General features: G+C 63.1%; 16 protein-coding genes and 1 tRNA gene. 9 read left to right on the plus strand and 8 right to left on the minus strand.

Annotation, left to right across the window (positions count from 1 at the left end; translation table 11 throughout):
* Window positions 1-233 precede the first annotated feature (233 nt).
* The 5 genes from QWU43_RS04340 to QWU43_RS04360 all read left to right on the plus strand — a co-directional run bounded on the left by QWU43_RS04340 (window position 234) and on the right by QWU43_RS04360 (window position 7,600).
* On the plus strand, window positions 234-2,657 hold the full coding sequence (locus QWU43_RS04340; protein ID WP_370915324.1) for an HAD-IC family P-type ATPase: 2,424 nt from the start codon (window positions 234-236) through the stop codon (window positions 2,655-2,657).
* 392 nt (window positions 2,658-3,049) lie between these two features.
* Window positions 3,050-3,394 carry a DUF485 domain-containing protein gene (locus tag QWU43_RS04345; protein WP_370915323.1) on the plus strand — a complete coding sequence of 115 codons (345 nt, stop codon included), beginning with the start codon at window positions 3,050-3,052 and terminating at the stop codon, window positions 3,392-3,394.
* A gap of 8 nt (window positions 3,395-3,402) precedes the next feature.
* Window positions 3,403-5,055, plus strand: coding sequence for a cation acetate symporter (locus QWU43_RS04350; RefSeq protein WP_370915322.1), 1,653 nt, complete (start codon window positions 3,403-3,405; stop codon window positions 5,053-5,055).
* Window positions 5,056-5,209: 154 nt separating this feature from the next.
* Window positions 5,210-6,112, plus strand: coding sequence for a hypothetical protein (locus QWU43_RS04355; RefSeq protein ID WP_370917229.1), 903 nt, complete (start codon window positions 5,210-5,212; stop codon window positions 6,110-6,112).
* Window positions 6,113-6,199: 87 nt separating this feature from the next.
* Window positions 6,200-7,600: a cation:proton antiporter gene (locus QWU43_RS04360; RefSeq protein WP_370915320.1), complete on the plus strand. Its 1,401-nt coding sequence runs from the start codon at window positions 6,200-6,202 to the stop codon at window positions 7,598-7,600.
* A 15-nt stretch (window positions 7,601-7,615) separates the two neighbouring features.
* Here QWU43_RS04360 and QWU43_RS04365 read toward each other — a convergent pair whose 3' ends face one another.
* The 3 genes from QWU43_RS04365 to QWU43_RS04375 all read right to left on the minus strand — a co-directional run bounded on the left by QWU43_RS04365 (window position 7,616) and on the right by QWU43_RS04375 (window position 9,633).
* Window positions 7,616-8,482 (minus strand): DUF1906 domain-containing protein, encoded by an 867-nt coding sequence (locus tag QWU43_RS04365; RefSeq protein WP_370917230.1) that lies wholly within the window; start codon window positions 8,480-8,482, stop codon window positions 7,616-7,618.
* A 102-nt stretch (window positions 8,483-8,584) separates the two neighbouring features.
* Complete coding sequence (locus QWU43_RS04370; protein ID WP_370917231.1) at window positions 8,585-9,406, minus strand: alpha/beta fold hydrolase; 822 nt, start codon at window positions 9,404-9,406, stop codon at window positions 8,585-8,587.
* Window positions 9,407-9,557: 151 nt separating this feature from the next.
* Window positions 9,558-9,633 (minus strand) — tRNA-Arg (locus QWU43_RS04375).
* Between the two features lie 212 nt (window positions 9,634-9,845).
* Between QWU43_RS04375 and QWU43_RS04380 the strand changes: the two genes are divergently transcribed.
* From QWU43_RS04380 to QWU43_RS04390, 3 genes are all read left to right on the plus strand, one after another.
* Window positions 9,846-10,115, plus strand: coding sequence for a hypothetical protein (locus QWU43_RS04380; protein ID WP_370915317.1), 270 nt, complete (start codon window positions 9,846-9,848; stop codon window positions 10,113-10,115).
* A gap of 74 nt (window positions 10,116-10,189) precedes the next feature.
* Window positions 10,190-10,948, plus strand: a complete 759-nt coding sequence (gene cobF, locus QWU43_RS04385) for a precorrin-6A synthase (deacetylating) (RefSeq protein WP_370915316.1) — start codon at window positions 10,190-10,192, stop codon at window positions 10,946-10,948.
* 125 nt (window positions 10,949-11,073) lie between these two features.
* The gene (locus tag QWU43_RS04390; RefSeq protein WP_370917232.1) at window positions 11,074-11,457 is read left to right on the plus strand and encodes a hypothetical protein; all 384 of its coding nucleotides are present in this window, start codon (window positions 11,074-11,076) and stop codon (window positions 11,455-11,457) included.
* Between the two features lie 75 nt (window positions 11,458-11,532).
* Here QWU43_RS04390 and QWU43_RS04395 read toward each other — a convergent pair whose 3' ends face one another.
* The 4 genes from QWU43_RS04395 to QWU43_RS04410 form a co-directional block, all read right to left on the minus strand.
* Window positions 11,533-11,787, minus strand: coding sequence for a mycoredoxin (locus QWU43_RS04395; RefSeq protein ID WP_370915314.1), 255 nt, complete (start codon window positions 11,785-11,787; stop codon window positions 11,533-11,535).
* Between the two features lie 29 nt (window positions 11,788-11,816).
* Window positions 11,817-12,356, minus strand: coding sequence for a dihydrofolate reductase (locus QWU43_RS04400; protein WP_370917233.1), 540 nt, complete (start codon window positions 12,354-12,356; stop codon window positions 11,817-11,819).
* Between the two features lie 3 nt (window positions 12,357-12,359).
* Window positions 12,360-13,169 (minus strand): thymidylate synthase, encoded by an 810-nt coding sequence (locus QWU43_RS04405; protein ID WP_370917234.1) that lies wholly within the window; start codon window positions 13,167-13,169, stop codon window positions 12,360-12,362.
* A 70-nt stretch (window positions 13,170-13,239) separates the two neighbouring features.
* The gene (locus tag QWU43_RS04410; protein WP_370915311.1) at window positions 13,240-14,001 is read right to left on the minus strand and encodes a 3'(2'),5'-bisphosphate nucleotidase CysQ; all 762 of its coding nucleotides are present in this window, start codon (window positions 13,999-14,001) and stop codon (window positions 13,240-13,242) included.
* A gap of 143 nt (window positions 14,002-14,144) precedes the next feature.
* Here QWU43_RS04410 and QWU43_RS04415 point away from each other — a divergent pair, with 143 nt between their 5' ends.
* The gene (locus QWU43_RS04415; RefSeq protein ID WP_370917235.1) at window positions 14,145-19,067 is read left to right on the plus strand and encodes a DEAD/DEAH box helicase; all 4,923 of its coding nucleotides are present in this window, start codon (window positions 14,145-14,147) and stop codon (window positions 19,065-19,067) included.
* Between the two features lie 76 nt (window positions 19,068-19,143).
* Here the strand turns inward: QWU43_RS04415 and QWU43_RS04420 are convergent, their stop codons facing one another.
* Window positions 19,144-19,311 carry a hypothetical protein gene (locus tag QWU43_RS04420; protein WP_370917236.1) on the minus strand — a complete coding sequence of 56 codons (168 nt, stop codon included), beginning with the start codon at window positions 19,309-19,311 and terminating at the stop codon, window positions 19,144-19,146.
* Window positions 19,312-19,972 lie beyond the last annotated feature (661 nt).

Here is a 19,972-nt window from a genome sequence, read left to right on the forward strand (position 1 = left end):
CGGTCGGCCAACTGTAGAGGAACCGGGATGAGATCTCCGGCGAACCGGCCTCCCGGTATGGGTGTCACCAGTAGGTGGTTTGGCTTCGCGGGAGCGGGAAGGTATGTGCGGTTGGTGTGCTGTAGATCGGATCGGCTACTGGCCCGCTTACCTTTCCATGGTGGCGCTCCACATCGTTGTGTCGTGCTCTGTGAATGGTGTCGGTTGCGGTACCCGGGGTTAGAGTTGGCGCCATGAACATGGATCCCACGGCGTCCGCCGTTGCAACCACTGGCTATATCACGGGCCCCGGGGGGCTCGATTCCGCGTCCGTCAGGGAACGGGTGCAGGCCGGTCTGATCAATCATGCGGTCCGTCGAACGGGACGACGTGTCTCCGACATCATCCGAAGCAACGTTTTCACACGCATCAACGCCATTCTCGGTGTGTTGCTGGTGATCGTCCTGTCCACCGGGTCGGTCATCAACGCGGCCTTCGGTCTCCTCATCATCGCGAACTCATCCATCGGCATCATCCAGGAGCTCCGGGCGAAGCGAACCCTGGACAAACTGACGATTCTTGGAGAGTCTCAACCACGGGTCATCCGGGACGGAGTGGCCACCGAAATCGTCAGGGATGAGATCGTTCTCGATGACCTCATCGACATCGGCCCCGGCGATCAGATCGTCGTGGACGGGTATGTGCGTTCTGCTGAGAGTCTGGAAGTCGATGAATCGATGCTCACCGGAGAATCCGATGCAGTGGGTAAGTCCGAGGGTGATCCCATCCGTTCGGGGTCCTTTGTCACCTCCGGCTCCGGAACCTTCCAGGCCACCGCCATTGGAGGTGACTCCTATCAGGCGAAGCTGATTGCCGAAGCTGGTCGCTTCACGCTGACTGACTCACAACTCATGGATGGCATCAACCAGATTTTGAGGATGATCACCTGGTTGCTGATTCCCACCGGAATTCTCACCGTGTGGACCCAGCTCGGACGGACTGGCGCGCCCTGGAAGGAGGCCGTGCTCTCGATGGTCGCCGCCCTTGTCCCGATGGTGCCGGAGGGTCTCGTGCTGATGACCTCCATTGCTTTCGCCGTGGGAGTTGTGCGTCTGGGGCAGAGAAAGGCACTGGTTAACGAGCTGCCGGCCATTGAGGGCCTTGCCCGGGTGAACATCGTCTGCGCCGACAAGACGGGAACGTTGACGGAGAACCGGATGGAACTCGATGACATCGTGATGATTGATGGTGGTGACGGAACTGATGAGGCGCGGAGGGTCCTCGCCTCCATCGCTGCATCGGACAATCACCGTAATGACACGATGGAAGCCATCGCGGAAGGCGTCTCCACGGAAACGGTCTCCGAGGTGGTTTCGACGGTATCCTTCGACTCGGCGCGAAAGTGGTCGGGAGCCTCCCTCGAAGGGCTGGGGGATTGGGTGCTCGGAGCGCCGGATGTTCTCGCGGTTGATGGTTCCGATGCGCTCACCGCCGCAGCGCCGTACACGGATCAGGGGTTGCGGGTCCTGTTGCTCTGCCGGGCCACGGAACTCGGCGCGGTTGAAGCGTCCCCGGCTTCTCCGGGGTGCTCTTCACTGACTCCGTGTGCGCTGGTGGTGTTGCGGCAGAAGGTCCGGGATGATGCTGGGGAGACACTCGATTACTTCGCCCGTGAAGGGGTCGAGGTCAAGGTGATCTCGGGAGACAATGCCGTATCCGTTGGTGCTGTTGCCGCGTCACTGGGACTGGAGGGCAAGGTGGTTGATGCCCGGAACCTGCCGGCCGCTGACGACCCGGATTTCGTCCGTCAGGTCTCCGAAGGGACGGTGTTCGGCCGCGTGACCCCGGAGCAGAAGCGGGACATGGTGGGGGCGTTGCAGTCTGCGGGAGACACCGTCGCGATGACCGGTGACGGTGTCAACGATGTGCTGGCGTTGAAGGATGCCTCAATCGGGGTCGCGATGGGTTCAGGTTCGCCGGCGACCAGGTCTGTGGCGCAGGTTGTTCTCCTGGACAACCGTTTCGCCACACTGCCCCACGTTGTGGCGGAGGGACGTCGGGTGATCGGAAACATTGAACGGGTGGCCAATCTGTTTCTCACGAAGACCATTTACTCTATCGTCCTGGCGTTGGTGGTCGGACTTTTCGGCATCACCTTCCCATTCCAGCCGATCCACGTCACGATGATCGGCTGGTTCACCATCGGTATACCGGCTTTCGTGCTCTCGCTCGCACCGAATCACGAGAGAGCCCGATCTGGTTTCGTGTCCCGGGTACTGCGGCTCGCATTGCCCTCGGGGCTGTTGATCGGCGTGTTCACCGTTGTGTTCTGGATTCTGGTGAATCCGGGGGCACAGGCCCCTGAACCGATGATCCGACAGGCGGGGACGGCCACTCTCACGGTGACCCTCGTCATGGCGCTCTGGGTGCTTGCCGTGGTTGCCCGCCCCTATCAGTGGTGGCGGATCGCGTTGATCGTCGGGGCAGCCGTGGCGTATGTCACGATCTTTGCCATCGCTCCGCTGGCGCATCTGCTGCTTCTCGATACCTCGAATCACCAGCTTCTGCTTCACGCGTTGGCTGTCGGCGGTGTAGGGGCCTCGTTGATTGAGGTGGCATGGTGGATCGGCCAGCGGCGGGCGGGGATGGCTCCGCGGGTCTTCGCGTTCAGGGAATGAGGTGACTGCTCCGGGGGGGGGGGCGTTCCTTAGAGTCACAGGAAGAAGGGGCTTCGCAAACTTAACAACGTCCGAACACTCGCGCGACGGGGGGTTGTGGTCAGAAAAAGAAACAGATGGTCAGGTCTGTTTATGGGGGTGGTGTGAAGAATGCTAAAGCGGTAATTCAGGTGTTTAGCTTTCACATTGCAACGTGAGCTAGGTAACTTCACATCTACACCTTGTCTTGTGATGGCGTGCACATTGATGCCCGATGGATCTGATCCGTCACTGTCACCGGCCCTCCGGCAGGGGTGTGCGAAGTGGAGGGGTGGCGGCTCACACTGTGAGTTCCGCTCCACCGCAGCAGTTACTCCGTCAGACTGACTAACAGAAAGCGAGATGATCCTTACATGAGTGCAGATTCGTCCGCCCCGGCGCGGCGCCGTGAACCCGGCCCCGCAGAGTTCCGGGAGATGCAGAAGGACCCTGAATTCCTAGACCTCAAGAAGACATTCCGTGGATTCGCCTTCCCCATGAGCATCGCGTTCTTCCTCTGGTACATGTTCTACGTCCTCCTCGCGGTGTACGCGAAGGACTGGATGAGCACTCCGGTGTTCGGCAACGTCAACTGGGGCGTGATCATGGGACTACTGCAGTTCGTGACCACCTTCGCCATCACCTGGATCTACATCAACTTCGCCAACAAAAAGATCGAGCCCAAGGCGGCCGCGATCCGTGAGAGAATGGAAGGCTGATCACCCTCATGAATAATCTCACCACGTACTCCGCTCAGGAAGTGGGCGCGCAGGCCGGTAACCCGATCCTGAACATCGCAGTCTTCATCCTGTTCATCGTCGTCACCATGGGCGTCGTCATCAAGGTGGGCAAGTCCACCAGCGAGGCATCTGACTTCTACACCGGTGGCGCGAAGTTCTCCGGTAAGCAGAACGGTCTGGCCATCGCGGGTGACTACCTTTCCGCGGCTTCCTTCCTCGGTATCGTCGGCGCCGTCGCACTCGCGGGATATGACGGCTTCCTCTATTCCATCGGCTTCTTCGTGGCCTGGCTGGTCGCACTACTGCTCGTTGCCGAGCCGCTCCGTAACACCGGTAAGTTCACAATGGCCGACGTGCTGTCGTTCCGGTTGAAGCAGAAGCCCGTCCGTATGGCGGCTGCACTGGGCACGCTCTTCGTTTCGCTCTTCTACCTCATCGCGCAGATGGCCGGTGCGGGTTCCCTTGTCGCCGTGCTGCTCAACGTCCACGAGGAGTCCAAGCAGGCACTCGTGGTTGTCGTGGTCGGCGTCATCATGATTGCCTACGTGCTGCTCGGGGGCATGAAGGGCACGACCTACGTCCAGATGATCAAGGCAGTCCTCCTCGTCGGCGGGGTGGGTATCATGACCGCGCTGATTTTCATCAAGGTCGGATCCTTCCCTCACCTGCTTGATGCGGCCGTGCAGAAGCACGCCGAGTCCGACTATCTCGCAGGCAAGGGCTACGATGCCCACGCGATCCTGGAGCCGGGCCTGAAGTTCGGCAAGGACAACATCACCAAGATTGATTTCATCTCCCTCGGCCTGACACTCGTGCTCGGTACCGCAGGTCTCCCGCACGTCCTGATGCGCTTCTACACGGTTCCGACGGCGCGCGAAGCCCGTCGCTCCGTCACCTGGGCGATCGTCCTCATCGGTGCCTTCTACCTCATGACCCTCATGCTCGGTTACGCGGCTGCCGCGCTCGTCGGACCGGACCGTATCCTCGGCGCCCCCGGTGGCCAGAATGCCGCTGCGCCGCTACTCGCACTGGAACTCGGCGGTTCGATCTTCATGGCGGCCATCTCCGCTGTCGCCTTCGCCACTGTTCTCGCGGTCGTCGCAGGCCTAGCGATCACGGCGTCCGCATCCGTTGCGCACGACATTTACCACTCGATCATCCGTAACGGTGAGTCCACCGAAGCTGAGCAGGTCCGGGTTTCCCGAATCACGGTGGTTGTGATCGGTGTCATCGCGATTGTCCTCGGTATCCTGGCGATGAGCCAGAACGTCGCCTTCCTCGTTGCCCTGGCCTTCGCCATCGCAGCCTCGGCGAACCTGCCGACCATCCTGTACTCGCTGTACTGGAAGAAGTTCAACACCACCGGTGCCCTGTGCTCCATGTACACCGGCCTCATCCTGGCACTGGTGCTCATCGTGTTCTCCCCGGCTGTGTCCGGTGATCCGAGCGCGATGATCCCCAATTCGGACTGGGCGTGGTTCCCTCTGCGTAACCCGGGTCTCGTCTCCATTCCGGCGGCGTTCCTCGCAGGCTACCTCGGCACGATCTTCGGTAAGCCGGACAACCTGGACGACCTCCAGGCGGAAATGGAGGTCCGCTCGCTGACTGGTGTCGGTGTGGAAGCCGCGGTCGATCACTAGTTAATTTCGTCCCCACTTCGCATGCTGCTCGGTCGCCCGAGACGGCGGGTGACCGAAAAACAACGCCACCACTGCGCGAGAACACAACGGCGGCCCCGTCCACCTGAACCCGAGAAGTTGGGGGGTGGAGGGGGCCGCCGGTATCGTGTCTGACATGGTTGATCGTCCCGCCGGATCCGTGAGCGATCCGGGTGGATGGAGCAACCGACAGCGACGAATCGGGCGCATGGTGCCGGTATTCGTCGCTGTCGGTTGTCTCTTTTCCCTACCGTTTTTCCCTGCTGATGGCCCTGGGGTGGATTCAGATGCGGCAAACAGATCCACTACTGTCGCGGGGCGGGAAAGCTCCAACGTTAAGCTCTCCCGGGAAGATCTCGGTGGCTTCACCGAAAACGCGACAGGTTCGCAGGTGTCATTCACCCGGCTCTCAGACGGTTGGCACACGGGTACTGCTACGGAGCGGTACGCCCGACCGGCGCTCAGCCTGATCAAGCTCTACATCGCAGATTATGTCCTCCGGTACGGTAATCCCGCGGACAAGCTCGACGCAGTGGAGATGATCCGGTCTTCTGATGACTACCTCGCGGATGAACTCTGGGAACGGTACCCGCGGGCCATAGATGTGACAGCAAGGGACTATGGCCTGTTGTCGACCAGATCCGACGAGCAATGGGGATACAGCGTCACCTCCACCTATGATGTCGTCTCCTTTATCCGGCAAAAGTTGGAGAATGACCGGATGTCGCCCATCCTGACTGCGATGAGCCAATCCGACGAGATCGCCGCTGATGGTTATCCGCAGGACTTCGGGACGGCGGTGTTGCCCGGTGCGACGGGGACGAAGTGGGGGTGGTCGAACGACTACTCCCTGCATTCATCCGTGACCTTCGGAGATGATTTCGTCGCGGCGGCGGCCGTGGCCGGATCCGCTGAGGATCTCACTGCACTGGTGGAGAGACAGTTGTATGCCCTTGCCCGTAACGGGGCCAAAAACTCTGCGGGAAGTTCCGGGCACCGGTTGTCGGCAACGGAGCTGTCGACGACACCGGACTCCTAGGTGCCCTTGCAGTGGCTTATCATGGGGGATCGCCATGGGTACGGCAATCGTTCCCGTGTGGGTTTATCCTCCAGGAAATGAAGGTAGATGTTGAGTTCCACCGCTGTACTCGCTTCCGGGGCTTCCGTGGCGCCCGGTGTCATCGTCTCGATGATGTGGATAGCCATCGCGGCTCTCGCTTCACCGTTGTTGTCGTTCATCACGGGGAAACGGGTTCCCGGCGTCGTCTTCATGCTTCTCCTGGGGGTGGTCATCGGGCCGGAGGTACTCGATCTCGCCCATCTGGATGGCTCGAATGCGCTGCTCCGGGAACTCGGTCTCGGTATGCTGTTCCTGCTCGCGGGCTGGGAGATCGACCCCGAAGTGATGAAGGGGCGGCAAGGGCGTCGGGCGACCGGAACCTGGCTGCTCAGTCTGGGACTCGCCGTCTGTGCGGCGCTGCTCCTGTTCGGTACGGCTGATCTACTGCGCAGTATTGTGCTTGCCATCGCGGTGTCATCCACGGCCATGGGGACGTTGCTTCCGGTGATCAAGAATTCCGGACGTGCGGATTCTCCCGTGGGGCGTGGTGTCCTCGTTCATGGTGCTGTGGGGGAACTCGGACCGGTGTTCGCGATGGCGCTGCTGCTCTCCACGAGAAACACGTCTCTTACCCTGGTCATCCTCGCTCTCTTCATGGGGGGAGCGATGATGGTGGCGTTCGTTCCGAGGACCGTCTCCAGGCTGGTCCCGTGGGTCGGTCACGCGGTGCGAGATGGTGCGAGCCACACGAGTCAGACCGTGATGCGCATGGTCATCGTATTGTTGACGACGTTGATGGCGATGGCTGCGGTCTTTGAGCTCGATGTCGTTCTCGGGGCGTTCGCCGCAGGTATCATTCTCCGGGCGTTGGTTCCGGTCCGGGCACGTAAGACGGTGGAGGCACGTCTTGACGTCATGGGGTACGGCCTGCTGATACCGGTGTTCTTCATCACTTCCGGCATGTCGATCAACGTACGGGAGGTACTGCATTCTCCGTGGGCGGTTATCGTCGGGATCTCAGTCATCTACATCGCCCGAGGCCTGCCGATTCTTCTGGCGGAGTGCTTCACTGACACCGGCTCGGAAATCCGGGGATTCCGGGATCAGGTGGAACTCTCGCTCTATTCCGCGACCGGGCTCCCGATCATCGTGGCGGTCACGGAGATCGCCGTCGACCGCGGGCTGCTCGGGGAAGGTCACGCGTCGGTGATGGTTGCGACAGGCGCCGCGACGGTACTGCTGTTCCCGATGCTCGCCGCAAACGTGCACTCGTATATTCCCGCACCCGATGGTTCGGATGATGAAGAGGTGCGACGCAGGACGGAGAGTGAGGTGGTGGCGGAAGCGGCCGAATACCGGAGTGAAACCTCCGCCTCCACCGGGCGTCCCACCGTGAACTCGAAACCACGGCCGAAGAGCAGTACGGTTTCCGACGATGAGATCACCATCGACTCAGAGCTGGATTGAGGTTTCTCCGTGGGATCAGCCTGACAGTCCGTTCAGGTGATTCAGGAGCTGGCTGAGAGCCTTCAACGGATCTTCTGGTGCGGGAGACAACGGGGCGGGAAACTCAGCCGGGCCAGGCACCCCGGTGCCGGGGAACGTGGCCTTCCACTGGCCCCAGTCGGGGGAGTAGACATCATTCACGTCTACCTCGACACCGGAGATCCACGCTGTCCGCTTCGCCCGCTGGTGCAGGTCCGCCCGGGGGTGGAGTCTTCCCCCGGAACCCCAGTCGTGCTGCCAGAAGAACTCACCGAGCTGGTCGGCCAGTGCCCAGGCGATCACGTTGTAGTTGCCGTACACCGCCAGCCGGAGTCCTGCGGCCTCAAGAGCAGTCTTGAACGCTGTGAGGTAGGGACGGATCTGATTGTTGTACTGGGTGCGGGTTGGATTGTCGTCGATGGCGACGTAGATCGGACGCCCCATGGGGCCACCCGCCGCAGCATGCAGTGCGATCGCATGGGGCGCGTGGACTGCGGCACCAGCGGCACCTCGGAGCCAGTCGGCGGTATCGGCGCGCCCGAACTGGTAGACGCTGGCGGTACTGAGCCCGACGGCGTTGAACGCGAGGGTCTCCGCGGCGGTGACGGGTTTGCCCAGCATCCAGTTCTCCGCGCCCGGACGGCGTTGTGAGACGTATCGGACCGCTCCGAGGTGGCCGGCTGCGGCGATGGCGCGGGCATCGGGTACGCCTGCGGCGTAATCGAGTACGGTGCCGAGTACCGGCCGGGTTGCGTGTGCCCGTGGCAGAACTCCGGCGGTAGTCGCGATGGAACCACCTGCGATGGCGAGAGCGGCGGCTTTGAGAAGCACGCGACGTTGAACGATGGGCTGCTGCGGCGTCATTGTTGTCTTCCTGTGGAGATGCGGCAGACCCCGGCGGCAACAGGGGTCACATGCGTAACAGTAGCAACATTTCCGTGGCTTCAGTGACGTCTGTCCACCGGGTCAGGGCTGCACATCGCCAACGACGTCTCTGAGAAACCCTGAAACTGCGGCATGGAACTCCTCCGGATCATCTCGCCGGACACTGTGTCGCACCCCGGGAACGAGAGCGGTTCGGAGATGACGATTCCCCAGATGCGAGACCTCACGTAAACCCTCCGGTCCGAACAGGCAGTCGCGGTCGCCCGTGACCAGAAGTGTCGGAACCTTGAGCGCAGACAACACCAGGCCGCGTGGTTCACCACTGTCCACGGTAGCCATCCGCAGGAAAGCTTCCCGTGCCCTGGCCTGGGAGAACAGCCATCCCGCGGAATCCGTCACCGACCATCCCGGGAAGACTTGCCGGAGCTCCCCCAGCACTACCTCCGGTTCGGAACATGCCCGTTCAGAGCTTCTGATCCGGGGTTCAGCAGTCGCCGCGAATCGTGCACGCTGTTCCACCGTAAACAACGCCGGATCCTCGAGAATCAGAGCGGCGACGAGTTCAGGATGATGACGGGCAACCGCGGCAGCCGTAGCTCCGCCCATTGAATGCCCGTGCAAAACCACCGGACGTCGCCGAGTGTCTCGTGATATCTCCTCTTTAACCAGATTCAGTGCATCTTCGAGGAGGGTGTCGAATGGGTGTAGGAGCTGTTTCGCGCTGAAATCTGGAGACATGCCATGGCCTCGGGCATCGGGGAGTATCACTCGGAAATCAGACGACATCCTGTGCCCGAGATCAGAATTGGCGACACTGCTGTCGGTGATCCCGTGAAAGCTGATGAATGTCCGGGCATTATTCCTGGAGGGGAGCGTGTACCTGGCGAGGGGGGAAGAGGGCATGGTGTTTCCTTCTGCGGTTGGGGACAGTAATACGATATTTCCCTGGCGTCTGACATACCTTCTCGCCGCGTCCGGACTGAGACAGTTACCGACTGAACATGAAAAAACACCCCACAAACCGGCTTCAGCACAGTTCGCGGGGTGTTCTTCGTGGTGCCCCAGAGAGGAATCGAACCTCCGACACCGGCTTTAGGAGAGCCGTGCTCTATCCACTGAGCTACTAGGGCCTGTTCCGATCACACTACCGGACCGTGCAAGATTAACCCATCCTGGGTCTGTGACGGAAACCAGCTCACTGATGGGCGTCGGGGGTGGTTGAAACGGGTAAAACAAAGGCAATACCGTGACCTTCGTGTCAATGACCGCGGAAGGAACATAGGCTGTCGGTAATACCTGCGAGGTAAAGGAAACTCCGCCCCTAAATAAAGGAAGGTGCTTCATGTTCCCGAAGAAACCACTTTTCACCGATGTCCGCCGCGTCCCGGTCGTCGCCAACATAGTCAGTGGAGAACGCGGCCCGGTGCTCTCGCTCGACAAGGTTGAGGAAGACGGTACCCTGACCAGTCTCCTGCTCCTGAACGTCTACGATGCAAAGCAGCTCTCTGAGGCCTGTACGAAGTACCTTGGAGAGTCGTTCATCGCGAACTTCGAGGGCTTCACCTCCGGGTTGTCGGTGAAAGATCATCAGGAGATCCACGGCGACGACTGATTGCCGCTTTCCGCCGGTAGTATCGGGCATCGACAGGTTGTTCCCACCGGACCCGGAAGGGGAGGTAGCCCGAGATGCGGACACTGCTGGTCATTGGCATCGGGGCTGGAGATCCCACGCACCTTACGCTCGGTGCGATCGATGCACTCCGCTCGTCCGACGCGGTCATCGCGATTGACAAGGGAGAACAGAAAGCTGATCTCCTGCGCGCCCGTCGAAGGATCGTTGAGACTCATGCGCCTAATGTGCCCGTGGTCACGGTCCCTGATGCTGTCCGTGACCGGAACCCGGCTGATTATCATGCAGAGGTCCGTCGTTGGCATCACGAAAGGGCAGGCATCCTCTCCGATGCAATTATCCGCGCCAGTGGTCCGGACGGTGCCGTCGCGTTCCTTGTCTGGGGTGACCCGTCACTCTACGACTCGACGCTCCGGATCATCGAGCGCATGCGGGAGGAAGCGGGTCTTGATTGTGCTGTGCAGGTGATCCCCGGAATCACCGCGCTTCAGGCCCTAACCGCCGCGCACGCCATCACCGCCAACCGCGTCGGTGAGTCGATTCACGTCACCACCGGACGCCTGCTTCCGTATACCGCAGCAGCGGCCCGCCGGAACTGTTTTGTCATGCTCGACAGCGGGGCCGCCTGGAACGAGGTGTTCGGGTCCGGCACATACATCTACTGGGGTGCGTACCTTGGGACACCGGACCAGATTCTCCGCTCCGGATATGTCGAGAACATCGGTGATGAGATCGCCGCCCTGAAATACACCCTCCGGGAACGTCATGGATGGATCATGGACACCTATCTACTCCGGGAACTCGATGGTGAATGAGAACTCCTGAAGACCACCGGTTGGTGGGTTCTCCGGGCACAGGTAGGTTGTGACTTTGGTGTGAAGTCCGTTCCCGGAGCACAGGATGCCGATGGATCGGGAAACGAAAGAGAGGTGACGTCCGGGTGCCTGCATCACGGAAGAAGCAGAAGGTGCCGTTCAGTCCGTGGATCACTGTTGTGTGGATACTTGCGGCCGTCTGGGCGATTTTCGCGGTGTTCGCCTATCGTGTTGAAAGTCATGCGCTGACCTGGGGTTTTGGAGTCAGCGCGTTTCTCAGTGTCATGACCGCCGCCGGTGTGACGATGATCTCCGAGCTACGCTCGTTAGCAGGCCTGGCGTGCCCAGTTGCGCTGATCCTCTCCGGGGTAGTGGCCGCGACATTCACCTGGTGGTTCATTTTCGAGCTATTCATCGGCGTTCCTTGGCTGGTCATCGTCCTGCTCAGGTTCTCGGCTCCCCGTCGTACGGGACGAGGGCTGCATCTCTGGCGTGGCGGCGACGAGTAAAAGCCCGTCCATGAAAGCGGCCCCGGACACACAGGATGTCGGGGCGGCGGTTTTCCATGGGGTTGGGGTGAGAGATCAGCCCTGCAGCTCCTCCAGCTTACGACGTACATCCGAAGCCGGGGGGTTCGTGGCATGCGTCCCATCGGAGTATTTCACGGTAGGGACGATACGATTACCGTCGTTCACCGACTCGACCCATGCGGCAGCCTCGACGTCATCGTCGACGTTGATTGCGGTGAATGGTGTCTCCGTACTGTTGAGCGCCTTCACCAGACGCTTGCAGTAGGGGCACCAGTCGGTCAGGAACACTGTGATGTGATTGTCGCTCATACCGGCTTCAACGCCAAGACCTGACCGGGTTATTCCACCGGGGTACGGAGATATGTCCGGATCCGGAAACGGAGTGGCCCCTCCGGCTGAGCTACTGCAGCGGTGCCGACCAGCCGTCCCTTCTCCGATTCCAACCAGTCCGTCTCATCCGTGCACGTGAACGCTTCACCGAGTTCCGGGGCGAGGACCGCGACTGGTCCCAGCACATCGCGCAGCTCGGCGTCGATGAGCGTCACCCGAACCTCGTCGACCCTCGGGAGGGTATCGGCGTAGACACGCCCACCGCCCATGATCCAAACGTCTTCCGGAGCCTGCGACAGGTCGCTGATGACCCGGGCGCCGCGTGACCAGGCGCCGGGGCATCCCGATGCCAGCACATAGTTCTCCCGCCCCGGAAGTGGGCGGAACCGCTCCGGAATCGTCTCCCAGGTCCTCCGCCCCATCAGAACAGGAGATCCGAGTGTCATCCTCCTGAAATACGCCAGATCCTCCGGAATGTGCCACGGCATGTCCGTACCATCGCCGATGACCCCGTCGACGGACTGAGCCCAGATTGCCCGGTAGCCCATGCCTCAGACCGCCACCTTCCCGCGTATCACCGGGTGCGGATCATACCCGGTGATGGAGATGTCATCGAAGGTGTAGTCGAACATCGAGGACGCCTTGCGTAACTGGAGCTGCGGGTAGGGGCGCGCCTCGCGGGACAGTTGCAGTTCAACCTGTTCCCGATGGTTGTCGTAAACGTGGCAGTCTCCGCCCGTCCAAATGAACTCACCGACCTCAAGATCAGCCTGCTGCGCGAACATATGCGTGAGGAGTGCGTAGGAGGCGATGTTGAACGGCACTCCGAGGAACATGTCGGCACTACGCTGGTAAAGCTGGCAGGACAGTCGCCCGTCTGCGACATACATCTGGAACAGCAGATGACACGGGGGGAGTGCCATCTGGTCGAGCTCCGAGACATTCCACGCGGAGACGATCATTCGGCGGGAATCCGGGTTGTTCCGTAACTGGTCGATTACCTGGGAGATCTGGTCGATGTGGTGGCCGTCCGGTGTCGGCCAACTGCGCCACTGCACCCCATAGATAGGCCCGAGTTCACCTTCAGAGGACGCCCACTCGTCCCAGATCCTGATACCGTGCTCTTTCAGGAATCCGATGTTCGACTCACCCCGCAGGAACCACAGCAGCTCACCGACGATCCCCTTCATGTACACCTTCTTCGTGGTGATCAAAGGAAAGGACTCGGTGAGTTCGAACCGCATCTGGCGGCCAAACAGGCTGGTGGTTCCCGTGCCTGTACGGTCGTTTTTGTGGTTTCCTTCACGCATGATCTGCGCGAGAAGATCCTCGTAGGGGGTGGGGATTGCGGTGGCGCTCATGGCGTCCAGACTAACGGAACACAGCCCCTCAGTCTGATCGACGGGGCTGTGTTCCGGAAAAGGGTGGGGACTAGGTGTAGGAGCCGTGTTCCTCCAGGAACTCCGCGGCGGCCGCAAGGATCTGATCCGCGAGATCCTTGCGGCAGATCAACAGATCCGGGAGGTACGTGTCCTTGTTGTTGTAGGTCAGCTCGCTACCGTCCAACCGGGAGCAGTGCAGTCCAGCGGCCTGACACACTCCGACGGGCGCAGCGGAATCCCACTCGTACTGGCCTCCCGCATGGACGTAGGCGTCGGCATCACCGAGGAGAACGTGCATCGCCTTCGCTCCTGCGGAGCCCATGTCCATCGGCTCGAAACCAAGTTTTTCCGCGACGTGGAAGGCCACCTTCGGGGGACGGTTGTGGGACATGACGATCTTCCGGGCGAATGGGCCGTTCACTGCGCGGGCGTCATGGGAACTGAAAACTACACCCAGGTCGGGTAGAGCGACAGCAGCGGACAGGGGCCTTCCGTTTTCAACGAGAGCGATGTGCACGGCCCAGTCCTGGCGGCCGGTTGCGAACTCGCGGGTGCCGTCGAGAGGATCGATGATCCAGACACGGTCCTTGCCGAGGCGCGCCGGATTGTCGGCGGCTTCCTCACTGAGTACGCCGTCATCCGGGCGGTGCTGCTCCAATACCCGGGAGATCCAGCTCTGGGCCAGCTCATCACCGGCGTCACCGAGGCCACGACCCCGCAACGCCCCGACATCACGTACCCCTTTCAGGATGTCGCCGGTTCCCTGGGCAAGTCGAGTGGTGAGGATGGCATCATCAATGTTCGCGGTCATGGTCCCCACTCTAGTTGTTGGAACGGGCATCTGCTGGGGGCATGCAGGGTCATACCGGTCACACGGTCGGGCATGTTCGGAAACCGGCCGACTCATCCTAGGTGGAGATCCCGTCGATACGAACATTTGATTGAATGGGAAGCATGCCGACGTCCCCACTCGACCGCTTCCGTCCGGAGGTCAGGACCTGGTTCACGGACGTCTTCGCCCGGCCCACCGCAGTGCAGGAACAGGCGTGGGCCGAGATTTCCACCGGCGGGCATGCACTCGTGGTCGCCCCCACCGGATCCGGCAAGACCCTCGCCGCTTTCCTGTGGGCGCTGAACTCATTGACCGGACGTCCCAGACAGGCACTCCTTCCCATATCGGAGGATGCCGACACGATGCCCGTATCCACAGGCACCGACGGCTCCGGGGTGAAGGTTCTCTACATCTCCCCGCTCAAGGCACTCGGTGTCGACGTGGAGAACAACCTCCGTGCCCCGCTGACCGGGATTGCCCGTGCCGCAGACCGCCTCGGTGTCGTGGCGCCGACCATCACCGTCGGTGTGCGTTCCGGGGACACCCCAGCGAAGGAACGAGCCCGTCAGCAGCGCAACCCGCCGGACATCCTCATCACCACGCCCGAGTCGCTGTACCTCATGCTCACCTCGAAGGCAGCGGGCACGCTCACCGGTGTGCACACCGTCATCATTGACGAGATCCACGCCCTCGCGGGCACGAAACGCGGCGTGCACCTCGCGCTGTCCCTCGAACGCCTGGAATTGCTCACCGGGCAGCCGGTGCAGCGCATCGGGCTGTCCGCCACTGTCCGACCCCTCGAACGGGTCGCCGCGTTCCTCGGTGGAACCGACCGCGACGTCGCGATCATCGCGCCGGGCAGCGAGAAACGGTGGGAACTCGACGTCCACGTCCCCGTGCCCGACATGTCCGATCTACCCACCCCGGAACACGCCTCCACCATCGGGGACGCCGTCATCGACGATCCCGACGGCCTGACTGAACCACTGGACGCAACCAGCGACCCCGAACCGGCGGCGTCGACAGGTGCTCCGCAGGAATCGGCGTTGCCCACCGCGGGCTCCATCTGGCCGTTCATCGAGACCGAGCTCTACGCGGAGATCACCCGGGCACGCTCCACCCTCGTCTTCGTCAACTCACGCCGCACCGCGGAAAGACTGACCAGCAGACTCAACGAGATCCACGCCGAGAAACACGACCCGGGGGCGCTCTCCGCACCGACCCGCAGGCCACCGGCTCAGGTGATGAAGTCCGTCGACGTCGCCGGGAAAGCCGACCCTATCCTCGCCCGCGCCCACCACGGCTCCGTGAGCAAGGAGGAACGCGCCCGCATCGAGGAGCAGCTCAAATCAGGGGAACTCACCTGCGTCGTGGCCACCTCATCCCTGGAACTCGGCATTGACATGGGTGCCGTCGACCTCGTCATCCAGGTTGCCTCACCACCGTCCGTCGCCGCCGGACTGCAGCGCGTCGGCCGCGCCGGGCACACCGTCGGCGCTGTCTCCAGGGGCTCGTTCTATCCCCAGCACCGTTCTGATCTCGTGCAGAGCGCGGTCACCGTCGAACGGATGCGGGCCGGTGCGATCGAGGAACTGACCGTGCCCCGCAACCCCCTCGACGTGCTGACCCAGCAGACCGTCGCCACCGTCGCCGCCCGTGACATCCACGTCGACGAGTGGTACGAGGCTGTGCGCCGTGCCCACCCGTACGCCACCCTCGCGCGCGAGGTGTTCGACGCCGTCATCGACCTGGCCTCCGGCGTGTACCCGTCCACTGACTTCGCGGAACTGCGGCCCCGCGTCGTCTACGACCGGGTCACGGGAATGCTCACCACCCGGCCCGGCGCGCAGCGGGTGGCCGTCACCTCCGGTGGCACGATCCCGGACCGGGGCATGTTCGGCGTGTTCCTCGCGGGCACCACCGGCGAGGGTGGTGGGGCGCCCCGCCGGGTCGGTGAGCTGGACGAGGAGATGGTCTACGAGACCCGGGTGGGCGATGTATTCACCCTCGGGGCATCGAGCTGGCGGGTTGAGGAGATCACCCGCGACCAGGTCATCGTCACCCCGGCACCCGGGCACACCGGCAGATTGCCGTTCTGGATCGGGGACCAGGCGGGCCGCCCCGCAGAACTCGGAGCCGCACTCGGTGCATTTCGCCGCGAGGTCGCCGCCGATCCGGCGCGCGCCGCGGGCCTCGGCTTGGACACCTGGGCGCACGAGAATCTCACGCGCTATCTCGCGGAGCAGGCCGACGCCACCGGAATCGTCCCGGACGAGAAGACGCTGCTGCTGGAACGCTTCACCGACGAGCTGGGGGACTGGCGCATCATCCTGCACACCCCCTACGGACGCGGGGTGAATGCGGCGTGGGCGCTCGCCGTCGGTGCGCGGATCGCGGAGAACACCGGCATGGACGCCCAGGCGGTCGCCGGCGACGACGGCATCGTCCTCCGCCTGCCCGACATGGACGGTGAACCCGGCGCCGACCTGTTCACCTTCGACGCCGACGACATCGAGGACCTGGTCACCCGGGAGGTCGGAAACTCGGCGTTGTTCGCCTCCCGGTTCCGGGAGTGCGCTGCCCGCGCGCTGCTCCTGCCGCGCCGCACCCCCGGCAAACGGGCGCCGCTGTGGCAGCAGCGCCAGCGTTCGGCGCAGCTCCTCGACGTCGCCCGGAAATACCCGTCGTTCCCCATCATCCTGGAGACGGTGCGCGAGTGCCTGCAGGACGTCTACGACCTCCCGGCGCTGAAACATCTGTGCGCCGATCTCGGTGCACGTCGTGTCCGCATCGCGGAGATCACCACCGACCAACCCAGCCCCTTCGCCTCCTCGCTGCTGTTCACCTACACCGGTGCGTTCATGTACGAGGGCGACACCCCGCTGGCGGAGAAACGCGCGGCGGCACTCGCCCTCGACCCCGCGCTCCTGGCGAAACTGCTCGGAACCGTGGAACTCAGGGAACTCCTCGACGCCGGGATCATCGCTGAGGTTCACGACCAACTACAGCGTACTGCCGACGGGCGTCGGGCACGGAGTCCGGAGGAACTCGCCGACGTGCTGCGCATCATCGGCCCAGTCCCCGTCACCAGGGTCCACGAGCACTGCACCTTCGGCGAGCCCGGCACCGTCGTCGATCTCGTCCTCGACCATCTCCGCGACCGGGTCATGCTCGTGCGCATCGCCGGAACTGAGCACCTGGCGCAGTCCCTCGACGCCCCGTTGCTCCGCGACGCCCTCGGTGTCCCGGTACCCGCAGGTGTGGCGGCGCAACCGGCCACCGTCACTGATGCACTGGCCCAGCTCGTGAACCGCTTCGCCCGCACCCGCGGCCCCTTCACCCTCGCGGATCTGGCGGACACCTTCGGGTTCGCGCCCGCCGCCGCACACACCGCGCTCCGCCAGGCCGTCACCGACGGAACCGTCATCGAGGGCCACTACCGTGCCGGGGTCGAGGGGCCCGAGTACTGCGCCGTCGAGGTCCTGCGCACCATCCGCAGTAGGTCGCTGGCGCTCGCCCGATCCCAGGCCGAGCCAGTCAGTGGTTCGACCTTCGCGCGTTTCCTCACCGACTGGCACCAGATCGCCGGCGTCGGCAGGCGGCCCGTGTTACGCGGTGTGGACGGTGTGTACACGGTCATCGAACAGCTCGCCGGTGTCCGCCTGCCCGCGAGTGCCTGGGAGACCCTCGTCCTGCCGGCCCGCGTCGGTGACTACACCCCGCGCCTGCTCGACGAGCTGACCGCCACCGGAGAGGTGCTCATCCTGGGCGCAGGCTCCGCCGGTACCCGGGACCCGTGGATCATGCTGCTGCCCGCCGACTACGCCGCGCAGCTCGCCCCGCGGACCGAGCCGCCCACGCTCACCGGACTGCAGGAGGCGGTACTCACCGTGCTGCGCCGCGGCGGCGGTTTCCACTTCGCCGAGCTGCTCGGGGAGGTGTCCACCCTCGCGCAGGATGATCTCGACATCGCCGTGCCGCGCGGCGTCGAGGCCCGTGATCTAGCGGACTCCCTCTGGGAGCTCGTCGAGCTGGGACTGGTCAGCCCGGATAGCTTCGTGCCGCTGCGGGCCCGCCTCGCGGGCACGACCTCCGGTGCCACAGCACACCGTGCGAAACGCAGGCTCACCCGCAACCGTCTGCGCATGGGGCGCACCCGCTTCGCACAGGCCGAACGGGCGAACGCGACGGCGGTATCCGCCCCACCGGACATGGTGGGCCGGTGGGCCGCCGCCGTGACCCCGGCCACCGACCCGACGACCCGCTCCGTCGCACACGGCGAGGCGTGGCTGGACCGGTACGGCGTGGTCACCCGGGGCAGCGTCGTCGCCGAGGATGTCACCGGTGGGTTCGCGCTCGCCTACAAGGTCCTGTCCTCCTTCGAGGAGACCGGCAAGGCGATGCGCGGCTACGTCATCGACGGCCTCGGCGCCGCACAGTTCTCCACGACGGCCGTCATCGACCGGCTTCGGGGACTGGCCGACACCCCGGACGTCGAGGGCTGGCCGTCGGGAACCACCGATCCGGACGTGGTCCTGCTCGCAGCCGCTGATCCGGCGAACCCCTACGGAGCCGCTCTACCGTGGCCCGACTGCCCCGGGGCGCGTCCGACCCGTAGCGCTGGTGCTGTGGTGGTCCTGGCCGACGGGCTGCCGCTGGCGTACCTCACCCGGGGTGGCCGCAGCCTCACCCTGTTCCCCGGAATCTGCCCCGGCGGGGCGGCGGAGCTGGTCGCCCTCGTGGTCGCCGCCCTGGTGGATGCGGTTGCGGCGGGGCGGATGTCCCGGTTCACCGTGGAGAAGATCGGCGGGGAACCGGCCCTCGAATCTTCACTGGTCGGGGCCTTCCTCTCGGCGGGTGCCGCGATCACCCCGAAGGGACTGCGGCTGGCCGGAACCTCCGGCACCGTCACTCCCCGGGTGGCGCGTACCCGACCTGGAAGGTCACTGTCCGAGGCCGCAGCCGATGCCGCCGACATTGACCTCACCTTCGACGACCCGCCGCCCGGTGGCGGATTCCGCAGGCCCAGGCAGCCGGGGCGCTGAGGGGAGCCCCTGCCCGAGTGGGAACGGGGACCGGTCCAGTGTGGTGTCGGCACAATTCGGTCGAGAGCTCCTGCGTTTATTTCTTCCGGGGAGTGCGGAAGATGAGATACGCGAACACCGCGCTAAACAGCAGAGTGAAGATGCTCGTCGCCGCAGAATTCATGTCCCAGTTCTGCAGTACACCGAAAAAGACGAAGAAAATCGCGGCTGTTCCGATGAGCGTGACGACTGTTCTGAGAATCATCACTATTCTCCCTGTTTACCGTGTCCGTAGTTATTGTGATCCGCGCGTGGAGCTCCAACGGATGTGCCGCCGAGGATAACGTTGTTCGTGAATGTGTGGAGTTTCCCGCCCGTGGTAGGGGATTTCATCCTCCCATCTGCCCCCTTTGAGCTGGACACACCCTCGTGTGGGTCTGACGCTTACCCGGATTACGGTGAGCAACCGGCGGGCAGTGGTTCTGTCCAGTTTGCGTAGGGCTTTCGCGGCTGATGGAACGTAACTGATCGTATGGGGCATGAGCCTGGATCAGAGCCCGAGTTCGCGTTCAAGTTTCTCGTGGGAGACCCTTCCGGTCTCCTTTTGTGACTCGTCGGCTGCGGGGATCTCCGCCAGCTCTTCCATCGCCAGCACCGCCCGGTCGAAGAACTCGGGCGAGATAACGACGGCTCGGCGTTCCGATACCTCGGGACGTGATCTCTACCGGCTCATTCTGTGCGGCAGCGATGTAGTCGCTCTGATTGTGAACTGGGACAGCGTTACGGATGCCACATCACTGTGTACAACTTGTACACAGTGATGTGGGGTTATTCCGCCAGGCGAATCACCTGAACAATCGCGGTTCCGCACAATGGATGTCGGTGTGGCGACGGTAGTCGAACCCGTCGATATCAGGGAAGGGTCT

Origin of the sequence: Corynebacterium sp. CCM 9204 (genome assembly GCF_041357695.1) — a bacterium.
Taxonomy (GTDB): domain Bacteria; phylum Actinomycetota; class Actinomycetes; order Mycobacteriales; family Mycobacteriaceae; genus Corynebacterium.

What these genes read in the sequence shown, in the direction of transcription:
- QWU43_RS04340 (WP_370915324.1), top strand. Translation starts at nt 234, where the DNA reads ATGAACATGGATCCCACGGCGTCCGCCGTTGCAACCACTGGCTATATC.
- QWU43_RS04345 (WP_370915323.1), top strand. Translation starts at nt 3,050, where the DNA reads ATGAGTGCAGATTCGTCCGCCCCGGCGCGGCGCCGTGAACCCGGCCCC.
- QWU43_RS04350 (WP_370915322.1), top strand. Translation starts at nt 3,403, where the DNA reads ATGAATAATCTCACCACGTACTCCGCTCAGGAAGTGGGCGCGCAGGCC.
- QWU43_RS04355 (WP_370917229.1), top strand. Translation starts at nt 5,210, where the DNA reads ATGGTTGATCGTCCCGCCGGATCCGTGAGCGATCCGGGTGGATGGAGC.
- QWU43_RS04360 (WP_370915320.1), top strand. Translation starts at nt 6,200, where the DNA reads ATGTTGAGTTCCACCGCTGTACTCGCTTCCGGGGCTTCCGTGGCGCCC.
- QWU43_RS04365 (WP_370917230.1), bottom strand. Translation starts at nt 8,482, where the DNA reads ATGACGCCGCAGCAGCCCATCGTTCAACGTCGCGTGCTTCTCAAAGCC.
- QWU43_RS04370 (WP_370917231.1), bottom strand. Translation starts at nt 9,406, where the DNA reads ATGCCCTCTTCCCCCCTCGCCAGGTACACGCTCCCCTCCAGGAATAAT.
- QWU43_RS04380 (WP_370915317.1), top strand. Translation starts at nt 9,846, where the DNA reads ATGTTCCCGAAGAAACCACTTTTCACCGATGTCCGCCGCGTCCCGGTC.
- cobF (WP_370915316.1), top strand. Translation starts at nt 10,190, where the DNA reads ATGCGGACACTGCTGGTCATTGGCATCGGGGCTGGAGATCCCACGCAC.
- QWU43_RS04395 (WP_370915314.1), bottom strand. Translation starts at nt 11,787, where the DNA reads ATGAGCGACAATCACATCACAGTGTTCCTGACCGACTGGTGCCCCTAC.
- QWU43_RS04400 (WP_370917233.1), bottom strand. Translation starts at nt 12,356, where the DNA reads ATGGGCTACCGGGCAATCTGGGCTCAGTCCGTCGACGGGGTCATCGGC.
- QWU43_RS04405 (WP_370917234.1), bottom strand. Translation starts at nt 13,169, where the DNA reads ATGAGCGCCACCGCAATCCCCACCCCCTACGAGGATCTTCTCGCGCAG.
- QWU43_RS04410 (WP_370915311.1), bottom strand. Translation starts at nt 14,001, where the DNA reads ATGACCGCGAACATTGATGATGCCATCCTCACCACTCGACTTGCCCAG.
- QWU43_RS04415 (WP_370917235.1), top strand. Translation starts at nt 14,145, where the DNA reads ATGCCGACGTCCCCACTCGACCGCTTCCGTCCGGAGGTCAGGACCTGG.
- QWU43_RS04420 (WP_370917236.1), bottom strand. Translation starts at nt 19,311, where the DNA reads ATGATTCTCAGAACAGTCGTCACGCTCATCGGAACAGCCGCGATTTTC.